This window comes from Brevundimonas sp. LPMIX5, from assembly GCF_003576505.1.
Classification (GTDB): domain Bacteria; phylum Pseudomonadota; class Alphaproteobacteria; order Caulobacterales; family Caulobacteraceae; genus Brevundimonas; species Brevundimonas naejangsanensis.
In genome coordinates this window covers 30,716-46,863 of record NZ_QWTZ01000005.1, presented here as the reverse complement: position 1 = coordinate 46,863, position 16,148 = coordinate 30,716, and the positions used below count along the sequence as shown (strand labels likewise).

Annotated in this window: 18 protein-coding genes; 8 read left to right on the top strand and 10 right to left on the bottom strand. The window is 67.9% G+C overall.

The genetic code is table 11. The features are described 5' to 3' along the window. Window positions 1–7 precede the first annotated feature (7 nt). The 8 genes from D1604_RS16005 to D1604_RS07150 are packed head-to-tail and all read right to left on the bottom strand — an operon-like array spanning window position 8 to window position 8,155. Entirely contained in the window at window positions 8–139 is a 132-nt protein-coding gene (locus D1604_RS16005; RefSeq protein ID WP_255347087.1) for a hypothetical protein, read from the bottom strand. Window positions 140–146: 7 nt separating this feature from the next. Then, window positions 147–746 (bottom strand): methyltransferase family protein, encoded by a 600-nt coding sequence (locus D1604_RS07180; RefSeq protein ID WP_224764254.1) that lies wholly within the window; start codon window positions 744–746, stop codon window positions 147–149. A gap of 8 nt (window positions 747–754) precedes the next feature. Continuing rightward, the gene (locus tag D1604_RS07175; protein WP_035307831.1) at window positions 755–1,360 is read right to left on the bottom strand and encodes a cation transporter; all 606 of its coding nucleotides are present in this window, start codon (window positions 1,358–1,360) and stop codon (window positions 755–757) included. Next, window positions 1,357–4,581 carry an efflux RND transporter permease subunit gene (locus D1604_RS07170; protein ID WP_035307833.1) on the bottom strand — a complete coding sequence of 1,075 codons (3,225 nt, stop codon included), beginning with the start codon at window positions 4,579–4,581 and terminating at the stop codon, window positions 1,357–1,359. The genes D1604_RS07175 and D1604_RS07170 overlap by 4 nt, the downstream gene beginning before the upstream one ends. Window positions 4,582–4,589: 8 nt before the next feature. Beyond that, complete coding sequence (locus D1604_RS07165) at window positions 4,590–5,792, bottom strand: efflux RND transporter periplasmic adaptor subunit (protein WP_035307835.1); 1,203 nt, start codon at window positions 5,790–5,792, stop codon at window positions 4,590–4,592. After that, entirely contained in the window at window positions 5,792–7,045 is a 1,254-nt protein-coding gene (locus D1604_RS07160) for a TolC family protein (RefSeq protein ID WP_035307836.1), read from the bottom strand. The genes D1604_RS07165 and D1604_RS07160 overlap by 1 nt, the downstream gene beginning before the upstream one ends. Before the next feature lie 56 nt (window positions 7,046–7,101). Continuing rightward, complete coding sequence (locus D1604_RS07155; RefSeq protein WP_197019742.1) at window positions 7,102–7,458, bottom strand: hypothetical protein; 357 nt, start codon at window positions 7,456–7,458, stop codon at window positions 7,102–7,104. Between the two features lie 28 nt (window positions 7,459–7,486). Then, window positions 7,487–8,155 carry a cation transporter gene (locus tag D1604_RS07150; protein WP_119412790.1) on the bottom strand — a complete coding sequence of 223 codons (669 nt, stop codon included), beginning with the start codon at window positions 8,153–8,155 and terminating at the stop codon, window positions 7,487–7,489. Window positions 8,156–8,208: 53 nt separating this feature from the next. On the opposite strand from D1604_RS07150, the gene D1604_RS07145 reads away from it, so the two are divergent. After that, complete coding sequence (locus D1604_RS07145) at window positions 8,209–8,655, top strand: MerR family transcriptional regulator (RefSeq protein ID WP_035307839.1); 447 nt, start codon at window positions 8,209–8,211, stop codon at window positions 8,653–8,655. Here D1604_RS07145 and D1604_RS16075 read toward each other — a convergent pair. Beyond that, window positions 8,552–8,827, bottom strand: coding sequence for an NRDE family protein (locus D1604_RS16075; RefSeq protein WP_119412789.1), 276 nt, complete (start codon window positions 8,825–8,827; stop codon window positions 8,552–8,554). The genes D1604_RS07145 and D1604_RS16075 overlap by 104 nt on opposite strands. Window positions 8,828–8,986: 159 nt before the next feature. On the opposite strand from D1604_RS16075, the gene D1604_RS07135 reads away from it, so the two are divergent. The 5 genes from D1604_RS07135 (at window position 8,987) to D1604_RS07115 (ending at window position 13,157) form a co-directional block, all read left to right on the top strand. After that, entirely contained in the window at window positions 8,987–9,352 is a 366-nt protein-coding gene (locus D1604_RS07135; protein WP_035307841.1) for a single-stranded DNA-binding protein, read from the top strand. 37 nt (window positions 9,353–9,389) lie between these two features. Further along, window positions 9,390–9,815, top strand: coding sequence for a single-stranded DNA-binding protein (locus D1604_RS07130; RefSeq protein ID WP_035307844.1), 426 nt, complete (start codon window positions 9,390–9,392; stop codon window positions 9,813–9,815). A gap of 125 nt (window positions 9,816–9,940) precedes the next feature. Then, window positions 9,941–10,348, top strand: coding sequence for a GcrA family cell cycle regulator (locus tag D1604_RS07125; protein ID WP_066555132.1), 408 nt, complete (start codon window positions 9,941–9,943; stop codon window positions 10,346–10,348). Window positions 10,349–10,660: 312 nt separating this feature from the next. Continuing rightward, on the top strand, window positions 10,661–11,599 hold the full coding sequence (locus D1604_RS07120; RefSeq protein ID WP_035307847.1) for a DUF2493 domain-containing protein: 939 nt from the start codon (window positions 10,661–10,663) through the stop codon (window positions 11,597–11,599). A gap of 310 nt (window positions 11,600–11,909) precedes the next feature. After that, the gene (locus D1604_RS07115; RefSeq protein WP_035307850.1) at window positions 11,910–13,157 is read left to right on the top strand and encodes a DUF3363 domain-containing protein; all 1,248 of its coding nucleotides are present in this window, start codon (window positions 11,910–11,912) and stop codon (window positions 13,155–13,157) included. 13 nt (window positions 13,158–13,170) lie between these two features. On the opposite strand, the gene D1604_RS07110 is transcribed toward D1604_RS07115, so the two are convergent. Beyond that, window positions 13,171–13,749 carry an SOS response-associated peptidase family protein gene (locus D1604_RS07110; protein ID WP_035307852.1) on the bottom strand — a complete coding sequence of 193 codons (579 nt, stop codon included), beginning with the start codon at window positions 13,747–13,749 and terminating at the stop codon, window positions 13,171–13,173. Window positions 13,750–13,947: 198 nt separating this feature from the next. On the opposite strand from D1604_RS07110, the gene D1604_RS07105 reads away from it, so the two are divergent. Together D1604_RS07105 and D1604_RS07100 are read left to right on the top strand one after the other, a co-directional pair. Continuing rightward, window positions 13,948–14,706 (top strand): ImuA family protein, encoded by a 759-nt coding sequence (locus tag D1604_RS07105; RefSeq protein ID WP_035307855.1) that lies wholly within the window; start codon window positions 13,948–13,950, stop codon window positions 14,704–14,706. Then, window positions 14,621–16,141 carry a Y-family DNA polymerase gene (locus tag D1604_RS07100; protein ID WP_054764214.1) on the top strand — a complete coding sequence of 507 codons (1,521 nt, stop codon included), beginning with the start codon at window positions 14,621–14,623 and terminating at the stop codon, window positions 16,139–16,141. Before D1604_RS07105 ends, D1604_RS07100 begins: the two co-directional genes overlap by 86 nt. The last annotated feature ends 7 nt before the right edge of the window (window positions 16,142–16,148 follow it).

The window sequence follows — 16,148 nt, the reverse complement described above, 5'->3', positions numbered from 1 at the left end:
GGGCTCCTCAGGAGACATCACGGGTAGGGATCGAGCGGTCAGGCACGAACATCCCGGCGCGCTGGGCGACGGCTCCAGCGACGAAGGCGGCGATCGCCAAAGCCGCACTCAGGAGGATGACCAGTCGCTTGCGGTTCATCTCGACCTCACGGTAGGGCGATGAGAGCGTCGAGCCAGCCGAGGTTCTGGAGGTGCTCCAGTCCCTCGAACACGGGCAACGCCAGAAGGAAGACAAGGCCGTCGCGGACAGTCCGGAGGAAGAAGGCCGGCCGGACGGACAGTTCCGCCTCATCACGCCAGAGGCGCAGGTTCGGAACGAAGCGGGGGGTGCGCACGACGTAGCTGCGGTAGGTGTCGCCGAAGGCCGACGTCAGGAAGCTTTCCTCTCGGCTCGCGACGATGCGGAACACGATCCAGCAGGCGACGGCGAAGGTGGCGCCGACGGTCAGGCTGCCCGTCTGTGCGCCGATCCCGAATGCGCCGATGAAGCTGAAAACATAAAGCGGGTTTCGACACAGCGAATAAGGCCCGCTGGTGACGATCTCCTGCTTCTTTCGGCCGCCGATGTAGAGCGAGCACCAGGCGCGCCCCAAGACGCAAACCATGATGGCGATCAGCCCGAGATGTTCGACGGGATGCTCGAGCTGTGGCTGGGCCTTCACGAGAGCGGTCCAGGCCAGCAGGGCGAACAACCCGGCGGCGATGAAGAGTTTGCGCCAGCGCTGGACGGAGGCGATGTCGATCAACGGCGGGCTCATGTCACCGAGCTCTCCGCGTCGCGTCGCGCAAGGCGCGCATCGCGTAGAATGTCGAAGCCGCCCTTGGCGGCTATGGCGGCGACCAGCACCCCCACCAGCAGGTCGGGCCACGACTGGTCCAACCACATCACCAGGCCGCCTGCGACGAGGATGCCGCCGTTCGAGGCGAAATCGTTCAGGCTGAATGTCTCGGCCGCCTTCATGTTGACGTCGCTGCTCTGCTGACGACGGATCAACAGCAGGCAGATCAGATTGATAACCGCCGCTACGACAGCGAGCACCATCATGGTCGGTCCGACCGGCTCGGTTCCCGTCAGCGTCCGGCGCAGGGCGTCGAGCAGGACGAGGACCGAGAAGATCAGCAGCATCACGCCGGAGACCTGAGCCGCCCGCGTCTTCCAGATCAGCGCGCGCCCGACGGCGAGGAAGCTGATCAGATAGACGGCCGCGTCGGAGCCGTTGTCGACGGCGTTCGCGAGCAGAGCGCTGGAGTCGGCGGCGAGGCCGCCGACTCCCAGGCCCACGAACAGCAGAGCGTTCAGGAACAGCACCACCAGGAGGGTGCGGCGCTGGACCTGCTCTGTTTCGTGGGCCCCGCTCATTCCTCGATCCCTTCCGCCTTCCGGTGTTTCACGGCCTTGGCCGCGAAGGTCGGAAGGACAAGGAGCGTCAGCGCGGTGGCCGTGAGCAGGCCTCCGATGACCACGGTGGCCAGCGGCTTCTGCACTTCGGCGCCGGCGCCGTGAGCGAATGCCATCGGGATAAACCCGACGATGGCGACGAGAGCCGTCGTCAGGACGGCGCGAAGCCGGCTTGTCGCGCCTTCGATGGCGGCAAGACGCGGCGCCGCTCCGCCCGTGAGACGCTCCCGAATGGCCTGCATCAGCACGAGACCGTTCAAGGTCGCGACGCCGGACACGGCGATGAAGCCGACCGCTGCGGAAACCGAGAACGGCATCCCCCTGAGGACAAGCGCCAGGGCGCCGCCGACCAGAGCCAACGGAACGCACGCGAACACCAGGCCCGCCTCGGCGAAGGATCCCAGAGCCATGAAAAGCAAGACCCCGATCAGGATGAAGACGATCGGAATGACCAGCCCCAGACGCTGTTCGGCCCGCTTCAGGTTCTCGAACTGGCCACCCCAGGTCAGGGAGTAGCCGGTCGGAAGATCGACGTCGGCCTCCACCTTGGCCTGGGCCTCGGTGACGAAGCCGCCCAGGTCGCGCCCGCGAACGTTGGCCTGCACCACCATCCGCCGGCTGCCGTCATTGCGGCTGATCTGGTTCTGTCCTTCCGCGACCTGAATCCGGGCGACGGAGGAGAGCGGCACGGTCACGCCTGTGGCGGTCGTTACCGGCAGAGCCGCAAGGGCCGCCGGATCATTCCGTGCATCATCCGCGAGACGGACGACGACGCTGAAGCGACGATCGCCTTCGAAGATTTGCCCGGCCTCGGCGCCGCCGACCGCGGCCGAAACCGCCTCGGAGACATCGGCGGCCGACAAGCCGTAGTTGGCGGCCGCGAAACGATCCACGCTGACGGTCAGGGTGGGCAGCCCGGACGCCTGTTCGACGCGAACGTCGGCAGATCCGGGCGTTGCGCGCAGGGCGGCGGCGACCCGGTCCGCAGTGGCCTGCAGCTGGGTGAAGTCGTCGCCATAGACCATCACGGCGAGGTCGGTCCGAACCCCCGAGATCAGCTCGTTGAAGCGCAGCTCGATGGGCTGGCTGAACTCGAAGCTGTTGCCGAGTTGTCCGGCGGCGAGCTCTTCGAACCGTTCGATCAGCTCCTCTTTCGGAAGGTTCGGATCGGGCCACTCCTTGCGGTCTTTCAGGACGATGACCGCGTCCGAAATGTTCGGCGGCATCGGGTCCACCGCCGCCTCCGCCGTCCCGGTCCGGGCGAAGACAGTCTTCACCTCGGGCTGGGCCTTGATGACGCGTTCGAGGGCCATCTGCATCGCCAGCGATTGTTCCAGCGAGGCGGACGGCACGCGCAACGCCTGCATGGCGATATCGCCTTCATCCAGGGTCGGAATGAACTCCCGCCCCAAAGAACTGAAGGCGATGCCGCCAATGACGAGGGCGCCGAGCGCGGACGCCAGGACGACTTTGGGCCGGTCGACGGCGGCGCGGATCGCCGGTTCGATCCAGCGCCGCGCGTATCGGAGGATGAAGGTCTCGTGCTCGTGGGCGTGGCCGTGCTCATCGACCTCGACCTTCTTCGGATCCCGGACCAGCAGGGCCGTCATCGCCGGCACGAAGGTGAAGGAGAAGATGAAGGCGCCGACGAGGGCCAGCATCACCGTTGCGCCCATGGGGATGAAGGTCTTGCCCTCCACGCCCTCAAGCATCAGCAGCGGCGTGAAGACCAGGAGGATGATCAGCTGGCCAAAAGCAGCCGGTTTGACCATCTGACGCGCCGCGGCTCCAGCAACCTCGAGCCGCTCCCGGCGTGTCAGCATTCGACCGGCTTCGGCCCGCCGCTGGCTGAGCATCAGCAGGGTATTCTCGACCACCACGACCGCGCCGTCGACCAGAAGGCCGAAGTCCAGCGCGCCGAGGCTCATCAGGTTTCCGCTGATGCCAAAGCGGTTCATGCCGATGACCGCGAACAGGAAGCTGATCGGGATCATCAGGGCGGTGATCGAGGCCGCACGGATGTTGCCGAGCAGCAGGAACAGCACCACGATCACCAGCAGAGCGCCTTCGATCAGGTTCTTGGCGACGGTTGAGATGGTCTTGTTGACCAGCGAGCTGCGGTTCAGGACCGGTTCGGCGACAACGCTCGGCGGCAGGCTCGCGGAAACCTCCTCGAGACGTTCGGCTGCGGCTTGGGCCACCGTCCGGCTGTTGCCGCCGGCCAGCATCAGCGCCGTACCAACCACGGCCTCGTGGCCGTCGCGGCTGGCGCCGCCGAGACGCGGCGCCTGGCCAATCTCGACGGTGGCGACGTCGGCGACCCGGACGACCAGTCCGTTGCGGTTGACGACGGGGGCCTGGGCGAGATCCGGGATGGTCTGCGCCAAGGCGTCGGTCCGCACGGTCAAGGCTTCGCCGGACCGCTGGACATAGCCAGCGCCAGCCTGGGTGTTAGCCCGTTCCAGCGCGACGACGAGATCGTTCAGGCTCAGACCGTAACCCGCCAGACGCGCGGCGTCGGGTCGGACCGCATACTCCTTCACATAGCCGCCGTTCACATCAACGCCGGCCAGTCCCTTCGCGGTCCGCATGCGCGGGGCGATGATCCAGTCCTGAACCGTGCGGAGATAGGTTGCGCGGGCCTGGGGCGTGGTCAGGAGTTCGCCTTCGGGCGTCAGATAGGCGCCGCCCGCCTGCCAGCCGGGCTCACCCGGTTTGGCGAGGTTGGCGCTGTTGAACGGCTTGAAGTCGACCGTCCACATCAGCACCTCGCCCAGTCCCGTGGTGATGGGCGCAAGCGCCGGCTCCACGCCTTCGGGCAACCGTTCGCGCGCCTGGGCCATCCGTTCGGCCACCTGCTGGCGGGCGAAGTAGATGTCCGTGTTGTCGGAGAAGATGACCGTGACCTGGCTGAAGCCGTTTCGGCTCAGCGACCGCGTGGTCTGGATGCCAGGAATACCCGCCATCGCGGTTTCGAGCGGATAGGTGACCTGACGTTCCATCTGCTCGGGCGCGAGCGCTGGCGCGATGGTGTTGATCTGAACCTGCCGGTTGGTGATGTCCGGCACGGCGTCGATGGGTAGCTGCGTCAGGTTGTAGAGGCCGAAGGCGGCGACGATCGCCGTCGCCAGGACCACGAACCATCGGAAGCGGACCGAGGCTTCGATAAGTGCTTTGAACATGACGCCCCCTAGTGCCCGTGCTCGGCTTCGCCCTTGGCCATTTCGGCCTTGAGCAGGAAGGCGTTGGCGGACGCCACGCGTTCAGATCCGGTGAGCCCGCGCAGGATCTCGGTGCGGCCCGCGGCCTGGCGGCCTGCGAGCACTTGCACGGCTTGGAAGCCGCCCTCGACCTGCACGAAGACCACGGTGTTTCCATCGACGGTCTGGACCGCCTCGGTGGGCACGGTCATCCCGCCAGTCGCCTCGCCGGTCACGATGGCGCCAGTGACGGCCGAACCGGCTGGCGGCAGAGACGCGCCAGAGGGTCGGGCCCGGATCACGGTCGCGCCGCTTTCGCTGAGACCGGCGTCGGCGGCGACGCCGGTGACGACGGCGTCGAACTCGCCGTTCGGCCCGGTCACGCGCATTGGCGCACCGGCACGCACATTGGCCGCAAGGGCAGGCGGTGCGTTGAAGACCATCTCGACACGAGCAGGATTGCTGACTTCCGCCACCACGCCGCCCTGGGCGACGAACCCGCCCGGACCGACCTGGACGCTGCTGACCACGCCCGAGATCGGACTGGTCACGCTGAGCCTGCCCGAAGCGTTCGGAGAGCCAGCGGCCGCCGAGCGGGCGCGAGCGGCGCGGGTCGCCGCCTCGGCGCTCAGGAACTGGGCGCGTGACGCTTCGACCTCCTGCCGCGCGACGATGCCCTGATCCGCCAGACTGCGATTTCGCTCATAGGCCTGGCGCGCCGCTTCAGCGGATGCCCCGGCCGCGTCGGCGTCCGCGCGGAAGGTCGCCGCCTCGCCGCTGACAAGGCTCACAAGCGGCTGACCGGCGCGGACCGACTGACCCGGCGCGACGAGAACGCGCTCGACGCGACCTCCGACGGCAGCGCCCACGGCAGCGCGAGAATCGACCATCGGCTCTACGCGGCCGGCGAGCCGGGTCTCCCCTCCTCCTCCGCCGCCGACGCCGACGACCGTGATGCCCGCTGCCTGGATCTCTGCTGTGGTGAGTTCAATCCGACCTTCGGTCTCTGCCCCGGCGGCCTCCCCCTCGGCGTGTCCCCCCTCTTCCTCGGCATGGCCGGCTTCGCCTTCGGCGGCAGCCGGCGCGGCGGGTTCGGAGGACCGGGTGGCCAACCAGAGGCCGCCGCCTCCGAGAATGACCAGGGCGGCGACGCCGCCGATCAGCAGGGTCTTGTTCGATGTGCGCTTGCGCATCACTGGGCTCCTTCGAAGGGGGCGCGGCCATCAAGGCGCGCGAGATCGATCTCGGCTCGGACGCGCGCGAGACGCGCGTCGACCGCTGCAGACCGGGCGTTGACGAGGGCGGTGCGGGTCACCCGCAGTTCGACCTGGGAAATGCGGCCGGACTCAAAGCCGATGCGGGACAGGCGATAGGCTTCCTCTGCGGCGGTGACGCCGCCGTCAGCAGCGTTGACGCGACTGACCGAGGCCGAAAGGCGAGCGACCGCGGCAGCGCGGTCCGCCTGGGCTTCCTGCCGCGCACTCATCAGCCGGGCGTCGGCAGCGCGAAACTCGGCTTGCGCCGCTTCGATGTTTCCCCGGTTCCGGTCGAACAACGGCAGCGGCATGCTGACGCCGAAAGTCAGCGCCGTCGCATCTTCCGCCTCGAAGCGGCGGATGCCGATACTGGCGTTGATGTCGGGGCGGGCCTGAACCCGTTGAACATCGATGCGTCGTTCGGCGGCGGACCGTTGGGCTTCGGCGACGCGGACCGTCGGCGCATCCTCGATCACGGATCCGATCGTCGTCGGCGCCTCGTCGAGAAGGCTGTCTTCGATCTGCGTGACCGGAACCGGGATCATGGCGACAGCCGTGAGACGGGCATAGGCCGCGTCGCGTTCCGCGACAGCTTCATCCCGCGTCGCGCGCGCCGAGGCAGCCTCGGCCTCCCCCTGAATGCCGCGGAGGAGAGGTTCGCGACCTTCCTCCACGAGGGTCAGGGCCGCGCGGGCATCCGCGACGGTCAGCGTGAGGGTTTCTTCCGCGAGCGTGGCTCGCCTCTGCGCGGCCTCCGCTTCGGCATAGATCAGGGCCAGGCGGCCTGCGGCGTCGATGACCGCAAGGTCTCGTTGAAGGCCCACTGCGCCGGCCTCGGCGCGAGCGGCGGCGATGCGCGTCGAACGACGTCCCCACAGCTCGAGATCCTGACTGATCGCCAGGGTCATGTCCGCGTTGTTCAGACCCGAATAGGGGCCTGAGCCATAGGCGTTCTCGACATCGAAGCCGAGGACAGGGTTGGGACGCACCCGTGCCTGACGGACACGGGCTTCCGCTGCGTCGTAGTTGGCGCCCGCCTCAAGGGTCGCAGGCGCATTCCCGAGTTGAGCGAGGAGTTGGGCATAGGTCGGAGCTGGGTCAGCCCATACGGGACTGGCCAGGGTCGCCGCGATCGCAGCGAGGGCGCAGCCGACCGCGTAACGCGGCCGCCTGCGAGATGTGGGAGACATGATTCATTTCCAGAGTTTCTGAGGACGAAGAGGCGCGCTAAGGCGCAGGTCTTCGGTCAGACTCTGGGAGGACGCTTCAGGCCGTCAGGCGTGATGGACGCCCGGAAGTCATCCTGTCGGCCGCTTTGCAGAGGAGGCTCGCCGAACGACGGAGCAAAGGCGTCCACGGCAGGACCGCGCGCCGTTGAGGTGTGGTGGCAGTGGCCGTGCGAGCAGATCCCGTGACCGCCGCTCTTGCCGCTGTGGTCGCCCTCGCTTTGATCATGATCGACGACCGCGTGAGCCGCAGGCGGTTCCGGCAGACAGGTCGCGGCGTCGACGGCGGGCGCAAAGAAGAAGGCGGCGAAGACAAGAGTCATCGCCACGATCAGCTTCGCCCATGTCGTCATCGACCAGGTCATCGCGCGCTGCATACTTTCGTTCTCGAAGTTAGGCAATGCGTTACAAAGTCCGAGCAGCGGCGTGGGCTGCGCGGCTCTCCGCCCTAGCCTGCACCAAGATCGAAATGGCGGACTGGAGGAAGACGCCGCCCAGCAGAAGGCCCGCCAGCAAGTCCGGCCACCGGGATCCAGTCAGCCAGACCAGCCCGCCGGCCGCGGCGACGCCCAGGCTGTGGATCAGATCGTTCCGTGTGCAAAGCCAGACGGAGCGCACGTTGGCGTCACCGTCACGGAAACGCACGAGCAGCAGGGCGGCGATTAGATTCGCGGCGAAGCCGACCAGTCCCAGACCGGTGATGACGACGCCTTCGGGCGGCTGCCCCGTGACCGCTCTCCAGACGGCGTAGCCGAGAATGCTCACGGCCATGACGAGGAGGCTTGCGCTTTTGAAGACTGCGGCACCGGACCGCACCCGCACGGACTTGCCGATGGCCCAGAGGCTGACGGCGTAGGTGGCGCTGTCGGCCAGGAAGTCCATCGCATTGGCGGCGAGAGCCGCCGATCCCTGCATGAGACCGCCCGCGGCGACCGCGAAGAACCCACCCAGATTAAGGGCGATGACGGCCATCAGCACGCGCCGATAGGCGGGCGAGGCCCCGTCGAACCGGACCTGATGGCCGCAGCAGCCTCGGGCCGGGGCGCAGGATTCTGTCGGAGCGGGCGTCGTCATGCACCCTTCATGCATCCTCTAGCCACTAGAGGATCAAGCCCTATATTTCGAGCATGGCCAGAGACCCATCCCCTCCCCCGCTCCGGACGATCGGGCGCCTTTCGGCCGAGACCGGCGTGAAGGTTCCGACGATCCGGTTCTACGAGAAGATCGGACTGCTGGAGGAGCCGCCCCGCACCGCGAGCGACCGACGCCTTTACGACGGCGCTGCGACGCGGCGGCTCGCCTTCATTCGCCACGCGCGGCAGCTGGGGTTCGAGATCGACGACATCCGCGCCCTGCTGGCGCTGTCCGACGAACCCGACCAGCCCTGCACGGAGGTCAACCGGATCGCCGAACGCCAGCTTGCGGCGGTTGAGACTCGCATCGCCGGGCTTCAGGCGCTGCACGCCGAACTCACCCGTATTCAGGCGGCGAGTTGCTCAGGTGGGCGGATTTCCGACTGCCGAGTGATTGAGGCGCTTGGAAACCATGCGCACTGTGACGGTCTCCACGCATGACGACGGCCCTTCGCGTTCCGTCACTCCAAACAACCTTGGCCGTATCGGTCAGGTGAACGACCCGGCGGAGCACCAGTGGTTCCGAAAGTCGAGCGTACTCTTCGTCGCGGTTGCCGGCCGCCACGAGCGGCCAGTCCGGGTGGATATCCCAGGCGAGGGTGAGAACGCACATGCCCCAGCATCGCGCGAAAGCGGATCGATAGCGACAGTCCAGGCGGTCACGCCCGGGGCGAAAGCGCCCGGCCGGGAGCTGAGGAGGAAGGGAGGTCTCGGGCGAAGCGGGATTGGGGAGATCGGCTCCCCGGCGGCTTCGCATCAACAGGAGACTGATATGCAGACCATGGTGTTCACGGGCCGCCTCGCGGCCGACCCCCAGATCAGCGACGACTTCGGCAAAGCGGTCTTCCGCCTGCTCGAACAGCGCGGGACCGACAATGCCGGCAAGGCCCGGCTGGTCGGCGTCAACTGCGTCAGCTGGTCGAAGGGCCTCAACGAGAAGGTCATCGCGCGCGGGCTGGCGCAAGGGTGCGAGGCCGTCGTGATCGGCGCCTTCATCGACACCGCCTACACCGCCCGCGACGGGTCGGAGCGGACGGCCAAGGAGCTGGTGATCAATCGGCTCACCGTCCTCGACTGGGCGGAAGACCGCCAGGCCGATGCGAGCGCAGACGCGGCGGACGACCGCGCCGCCGCCTGATCCTCAACCGCTCATCCTGATTTCAAGGAGACTGACCATGCAAACCCTGACCCTCGAAGGCTACCTGGCCGCAGACCCTTCCATCCTGTCGGCGCAAGGCTCCGGCAAGAAGCGCGCGAGCTTCCGCGTGGTGGAAACCACCCGCTTCCGGCGCGCCAACGGTGAACCCGGCGAGCGGACCACCGGCTTCAACTGTATCTGCTTCAACGAGGCGACGGCTGAAAACTACATCCAGCCCTATGCCCGAAAGGGCAGCCGCGTCGTGATCCAGGGCCATGTCGAAAACGACACCTGGACCGGCAAGGACGGGGTGGAGCACTACGACCTTCGCCTCGTCGTCAGCGACATCCGGTTGAAGAACCGGCGCGTCGTCGGCGAACCGTCCGAAGACCGCTCCGGCGTCGCCGATCGCGGCGTCGAGGCGGGCGGCGGCTACGATCTCAACGACGACATCCCGTTCTGATCCGAAGGGGAGATTTGAAGGGCCCGGGCGCGCTGCGCCTCGGGCCCTTCTTCGTGCTGGCGACGGAAAGGCCGGAGGAAGGGCGCGGTCGGACGAGCCATCGGGGCTCGCCGAAGGAGACCGCCATGTCCGCATGGACCCAAGCCCGTATCAATCTGCTGAAGCGCCTGTGGCCCGAAGGGCGGAGCGCCGAGACCATCGCCCTGGAACTCGGCGGCGGCCTCACCCGCAACGCCGTCCTCGGCAAGGTCGCTCGCCTCGGCCTCTCGGAGGGGCGCACAGGCGCCCGGACTCGTCGCGAGGCGGCGCATCACGTGGCGCCCGAGCCGCCGCCCGATGGCGTTGCGACCATTCTGTCGGTGAGGCGGATGGATTGCCGTTGGCCGTATGGCGAACCGGGCGACGCCGCCTTCAGCCTCTGCGGTCGTCCGTCTGAACGCGGCGCCTTCTGCGCCGCCCATGCAGCGATCGCCTATCGGCCCACACCGCTGTCGGTGGAGGGCCTTATGCGCCTCGCGGGCGTGGCGCCTTGAGGACGGCTCGCTCGCCTGGGGATGCGCCGCCGGCCCGCCGGCGTCGAGGGACGAGAAGATCGACGCCTTCTCGTCCGTATCGGCGCGACGGCGCCGAATGGAGTCGTCGTCGCGAAGGGCGACGACGACTTGCCCCCACACAACGCCCTCCGACTTTGTCACGGCACCCCGGAAGTCAACGGCTGCGCCGTTCCCCTCCACGGAGGGCAAGCGGCCCTCCGCTCCGGTGACTGCCGAGGACCCCGCCGTGGCCAAAGCCGGGGTCGTTGCGCATGGGGCGCTTCGACAGTCTCTTTTCAAAGGAATGGTTCGATGACCCACTTCAACACCGCCTTCTCCGCCTCTTCGAAGACCGACTCCGCCTTCGACGACCTGACCGCGTCCTTGGGGGATGCGCGTCCGCACCCCACCGAGGACGCCCTGATCCAGCTGGGGCGCGCGCTCATGACCGAGCTCGTGGACGTGATCTCCGACACCGCTCTGGAGGACTATCAGACGATCCTCGGCGAAGCGCTTATCGGCGCCTTCCACTCGGCCGCGGGACGGATTGAACGGGACGCCGACCGCGCCCGTGACGCGATGCGCGCCCTGGATCGGGATTTCGACGGATCGGAAGCGGCCGATGTCGAACTTCAGGACGCAACGGCGAAAGCGAGATCCGGAGATGCGGCGACGCAGGCCTGCGAACTGATCCGGGATGCGGCCTCCGAAACCTGGACGATCGCGACCGGGGAGGTCTGGACCGCCTGGCGGGGATCACGGCGCGGCACCCATCTGACGGCGGCGCAGCTGGAGGCGAAACAGGCGATCCGGGCGATCCGGAATCGTCGGTCCGGAGAGGCCGATCCGGGCGGTCCGGTCGTCGCCTTCCGGGGCGCGCCGATGGCGGACACGGCCGAGGACGCCGGGCGGATCTTCGACGCCCTCAACTGGGCTAAGGGGGAGTGGCCGGACATGGCTCTGGCGACGACCGGGGCGAAAGGCTCCGAGAAGCTGGCGATCAAATGGGCCCAGCAGAAGGGGGTGAAGCTGATCCTCGCCCGGGCGGATTTCGACAGGAACGGAAAGGCGGCTCCCTTCCGGGCGAACGACGAGTTGATCGCGCTGGAGCCGGAGGTCTGCCTGACCCTGGTCCATTCGCTGGCCGGGGTGCGGGAGGATCAGCGGCCGTTCGGACCGGCGCTCAACCTCGGCCAGAAGGCGATGGAGAACGGGCTGCGGCACGTGCCCATCAAGGCCCGGGCCGCCTGAGACATCACGATCTGGATCAATGACCCGCTCGGCTTCGGCCGGGCGGGATTTTTCTTGTCATCCGGCGGACCCGAAGCGGTCTGAACGCCGGGGTCGCCTGGGTCTTGCCGAGGTTTGATCGGCTGTGTTCACTGTTGGAGAGGCTGGTTGGAAATCGTCAGATTGAGGGCTTAGGGCAAGATAAAAGAGGGGTTTTGGCCTTCTGTTTTCCTGAGCCCGGGCAGACACTTGCGAGGATTGCGGAGACCGACGTCGACTTGCGCTGAGTTGACGCCTGATTCCGCGACGACGACAGGCCGGAGCCCCGATCATGCAGGTCCGAACCGCCATTGAGGTACGCCTCGCCCAAGCGTCAAAGGATGACGTCTCGACCTTGAAAGTGCGCCTTCCGCAGAGGTTGAAGTCGGACAAGACCAGCGTCCGGATCGCCATGTTCCAGAGGCTCGCGGCCTCGCGCCTGTTCGCCTACGGGGACCGCGCCGGGTGTCTGCGCGCGGCCCAGAACCGCTCGGGTCGTCCCTTCCGTCTCGACGTCCGGCAGCGCGTCACGGTCAAGGCGCTGGTGTCCCGGCACATGGGCAAGGGGTTCGCCCGGGGCGCGGCGCTCGCCGCCCATATCGCCTATCTCGGCCGCATGGGCGCGGGCGAGGACGGCGAGCGCGCGGCCTTTTTCGGACCGGTGCGTGAGAGGGTCGATCCGACCGGCGCCACGGAGTGCTGGGCGAAGGACAGGCACCATTTTCGCTTCATCATTTCACCCGAGCACGGCGATCGGATTTCGGACCTCCAGGGCTTCGCCAGGGAGGTCATGTCGAGGGTCGCCGACGACCTTGGAGAACCGGGTCTGAACTGGATCGCCGTCTGCCATTTCGACACCGACCAGCCGCACGCCCATGTGCTTGTGCGCGGCCGGAGAAGCGACGGCCGGGACCTCGTGATTCCGCGCGACTACATCGGCTACGGCTTTCGCGCCCGGGCCCAGGAAGTGGCCCAGGAGCGGCTCGGCGACCTGAGCCGTCAGGACGCCGAACGGCGGGTCTGGCGTGAGACCGAGGCCGACCGGTTCACCGCCTTCGACCGCCGTCTCCTGGCAGCTGCGGACAACAACGGCTGTGTCGATGACGGGATCGGGGGCACTGACGCCTGGACGGCGCTGACCCGGGGACGGTTGCGCCATCTGGAGACCCTGGGCCTCGCCGAACGAACAGGGCGGCGCTTCCGGCTGGCCCCGGATATGGAAGCCCGACTTCGGAGGCTGCAGCTCTCGAAGGACGTCATTCGCACCCTCAACCAACGGCGTCTTGACGGCGCGCGGTCGGCGGAACAGCTGGGCAAGGCGCCGGTCCAGGGCAAGGTCGTGAAGACCGGCTTCCACGACGAACTGGGCGGCTCCGCCTATGTGGTGGTGCGCGCCGCTGACGGCTCCGAACACTATGGGCGGCTGGGTGTCGGCGAGACCCCGCCAACCGTGGGAAAAGCGGTCACGCTTTCGCTCGATGCGCGCGGCTTCGCCCAGGTCCTCAGCGGCAAGCATCTGGGTCAGGATCTGGGTCGGTGACGATTTGCCGAACTCATGCCGCTTCCGGGAAGACCTTCTCGACAGACAGGCTGCCTTCCGGCAGGGGGCGCAGCAGCTCGGCCTCGGGTTTGCGCAGGTCCAGCCAATCGAGGGCCGCATCGGGTCTCAGCAGGACGATCTGGCGGTCGTGGTAGGGGGCGATGTCCGGTCCCGGCTCGGTGGTCAGCATGGCGAAGGCGCCGTCTCGAACCAGGCCGGCGACCCAGAAGATCGGCGCGTCGGCCATGGTGAACCGCCACTTGGTCTTGCGCTTCTGACCCGGCTCGGCATCGGTGAACTCGAAGAAGCCGTCGGTGGGGATCAGGCAGCGGGTGACGCCGTCGAAGGATCGACCGTCGGATCGGAAGTTGAACACGGGTCTTCCCTGTGGCGACTTCCAGGCCCAGGGCGACACGATCAGCTGCGAGCCATCGGGGCCTCGCGTGATGATGGGCGCCCGGTCGCCGATACGGATCGAGGCCATGGGTCCGAAGTTGGGCATGCCGCCGGGAAAGACGAGACGGTCGCCGGTTCGGTTGAAGGTCTCGATCACCTCGTCGAACGGCAGGATGAGCTGATACTCGTTGCACATGCGGACCTCCGTCTACCGCCCCATTGATCGCCGACTTCGCTGAAAAAGCCAGCGGCGACCGTCCCTGGCCGTCCTGGCGCGCGGTCCACAGGTCGTCCGGCGAAGGGGATAAGAGATGAGCGAAGGTTGACTCTTCGCATCATACAGAACCAGAACATTACAGGAACATTCATCAGCCTTGGGAACAGGAGGCTTCTCATGCGCGCCCGCCTGCCTGCCGGGCTCGACATCCTGCGCGATCGGATCCGCGCCCTTGAACAGGGCGGCCGGAACACCACCGGGGTGTTGCCCTTCGGCGTGAAAGATCTCGATCGCCATCTCCCCAGCGGCGGTCTTTCACTGGGCGCCGTTCATGAGATCGCAGGCGGCGGCGAGGAGGCCGTGGACGGCGCCGCAGCCGCCCTGTTCGCCGCAGGCATCGCCGCCCGGCGGCCCGGCCAGGTGTTGTGGTGCGTAACCCGCCCCGACCTCTTCGCACCGGCCCTGCGTCAGGCCGGTCTGGGGCCGGACCGGGTGATCTATGTCGAGGCCGGGGACGAGCCTTCCCTTCTCGCCTGTTTCGAGGAAGGCCTTCGTCATCCCGGTCTGGCCGCCGTCGTGGCCGAGACCGCCCGCCTCAGTCTCGTCGCGTCCCGACGGCTGCAACTGGCCGCCGAAGACTCGGGCGGCCTGGGTCTGGCGGTGCGCCGATGGCGACGGGCTTCGGAAGCCGCCGACTTCGGTCAGCACACCGCCTCCGCCACGCGCTGGCGCATCAGCCCGGCCCCCTCCTCGCCCTTGCCCGTGCCCGGCGTGGGGCGGGCGCGCTGGTTCGTCGAACTCATCCGTTGTCGCGGCGCCGAGGCCGCGGATTTCACCTTGGAAGCCTGTGATGAGACGGGTCGTCTCGCTCTACCTGCCGAACTGGTCCGTCGATCGTCTGCGACGCGGACTGGCGGACGTCGCGCCGCCGCCTGAGCTTCCCCTGATCCTCGCGGGTCGGTCCGGGCGCCGTCGGATCGTGCTCGCCGCCAACACGGCGGCGCTGGCCCAGGGCGCACGCGTCGGCATGGCGGCGACCCAGGCTCAGGCCCTCATCCCCGGCCTCGACGTTCGGGTGGCGGATCCGGCGGGCGACGAGGCCGCGCTCGGTCGTCTCGCCGTCTGGGCCATGCGCCGGTACGCCCCCGTCTGCCAGCCCGATCCGCCGGATGGCCTCGCCATCGACGCCACCGGGGCCGCCCACCTTCAGGGCGGGGAGGCCGCCATGCTGGCGGACATGATCCTACGCCTGAAGGAGGAAGGCATTGAAGCCGACGCCGCGATCGGTCCGACCTATGGCTCCGCCCATGCCGTGGTCCGCTTCCGACGCGCGCACCGTATGATCGCGCCCGACGCCGTCGACGCCGCCATCGCAGGATTGCCGCTGGCGGCGCTGCGGCTTCCGGAGGCGTTGATCGCGCATCTGCACCGGATGGGCTTCGACCGGATCGCCGACGTCGCACATCGGCCTCGCGCGCCTCTCACGCTCCGGTTCGGTCATGACCTCGGCCGTCGCATCGACCAGGCCTACGGGCGTGTGGACGAGCCGCTCGTCCCGGTCGAGGCGCCGGAGATCCCGACGGTGTCGCGGGTGTTCGGGGAGCCGATCGGCGCGCCGGAGACCCTCGAGCGCCATGTCACGGCGCTCGCCTCGGAACTGTGCGCGGCGTTGGAGATCCTGAGCCTGGGAGCCAGACGGCTGGACTGGTTGTGCGTCCGTGTCGACAACCGGGTCGAGGCGCAGAGGGTGGGCCTGGCCCGACCGACCCGGGATGCGGCCCGGCTGTCGCGCCTGCTGACCGACCGGATCGAAAAGATCGATCCGGGGTTCGGCATCGAGCGCATGACCCTGTCCGCAGTCCAGGCCGAACCCCTCGATTGGCGGTGGGGCAAGAGCGCCTTGGGCGAGACCGAGGGGCCAGACCTGTCGGATCTCGTCGATATGCTGTCCAACCGCATCGGCGCCCAGCGCCTGTATCGACTGGTCCCGGTCGAGAGCGACGTGCCCGAGCGCTCCGTCGGCAAGGCGCCGCCCCTTTCTGTCGCTCCGGTTCTGGACTGGACGCCGGATTGGCCGCGTCCCGCACGCCTGTTGAAGCGGCCCGAGCCCGTCGAGACCATGGCCCTGCTGCCCGACAATCCCCCGACCCACTTCACATGGCGAGGCGTACGGCGTCGGGTAGTCCGCGCGGACGGCCCTGAAAGGATATTCGGAGAATGGCGACGGCGGGACGCCGAGGTCTGGGCCGTTCGTGACTACTTCCAGGTTGAGGATGAGGTGGGGCGGCGGTTCTGGTTGTTCCGGGCTGGCGACGGCGAAGATGGTCGGACGGGGTCGCAAGCCTGGTTTATCCATGGACTGTTCGGGTGATCGATTG

Excerpts from the sequence above, each read along its gene's own strand:
- D1604_RS16005 (WP_255347087.1), bottom strand. The coding sequence starts at position 139 with ATGAACCGCAAGCGACTGGTCATCCTCCTGAGTGCGGCTTTGGCGATC.
- D1604_RS07175 (WP_035307831.1), bottom strand. The coding sequence starts at position 1,360 with ATGAGCGGGGCCCACGAAACAGAGCAGGTCCAGCGCCGCACCCTCCTG.
- D1604_RS07170 (WP_035307833.1), bottom strand. The coding sequence starts at position 4,581 with ATGTTCAAAGCACTTATCGAAGCCTCGGTCCGCTTCCGATGGTTCGTG.
- D1604_RS07165 (WP_035307835.1), bottom strand. The coding sequence starts at position 5,792 with ATGCGCAAGCGCACATCGAACAAGACCCTGCTGATCGGCGGCGTCGCC.
- D1604_RS07160 (WP_035307836.1), bottom strand. The coding sequence starts at position 7,045 with ATGTCTCCCACATCTCGCAGGCGGCCGCGTTACGCGGTCGGCTGCGCC.
- D1604_RS07155 (WP_197019742.1), bottom strand. The coding sequence starts at position 7,458 with ATGCAGCGCGCGATGACCTGGTCGATGACGACATGGGCGAAGCTGATC.
- D1604_RS07150 (WP_119412790.1), bottom strand. The coding sequence starts at position 8,155 with ATGACGACGCCCGCTCCGACAGAATCCTGCGCCCCGGCCCGAGGCTGC.
- D1604_RS07145 (WP_035307839.1), top strand. The coding sequence starts at position 8,209 with ATGGCCAGAGACCCATCCCCTCCCCCGCTCCGGACGATCGGGCGCCTT.
- D1604_RS16075 (WP_119412789.1), bottom strand. The coding sequence starts at position 8,827 with ATGTGCGTTCTCACCCTCGCCTGGGATATCCACCCGGACTGGCCGCTC.
- D1604_RS07135 (WP_035307841.1), top strand. The coding sequence starts at position 8,987 with ATGCAGACCATGGTGTTCACGGGCCGCCTCGCGGCCGACCCCCAGATC.
- D1604_RS07130 (WP_035307844.1), top strand. The coding sequence starts at position 9,390 with ATGCAAACCCTGACCCTCGAAGGCTACCTGGCCGCAGACCCTTCCATC.
- D1604_RS07125 (WP_066555132.1), top strand. The coding sequence starts at position 9,941 with ATGTCCGCATGGACCCAAGCCCGTATCAATCTGCTGAAGCGCCTGTGG.
- D1604_RS07120 (WP_035307847.1), top strand. The coding sequence starts at position 10,661 with ATGACCCACTTCAACACCGCCTTCTCCGCCTCTTCGAAGACCGACTCC.
- D1604_RS07115 (WP_035307850.1), top strand. The coding sequence starts at position 11,910 with ATGCAGGTCCGAACCGCCATTGAGGTACGCCTCGCCCAAGCGTCAAAG.
- D1604_RS07110 (WP_035307852.1), bottom strand. The coding sequence starts at position 13,749 with ATGTGCAACGAGTATCAGCTCATCCTGCCGTTCGACGAGGTGATCGAG.
- D1604_RS07105 (WP_035307855.1), top strand. The coding sequence starts at position 13,948 with ATGCGCGCCCGCCTGCCTGCCGGGCTCGACATCCTGCGCGATCGGATC.
- D1604_RS07100 (WP_054764214.1), top strand. The coding sequence starts at position 14,621 with ATGAGACGGGTCGTCTCGCTCTACCTGCCGAACTGGTCCGTCGATCGT.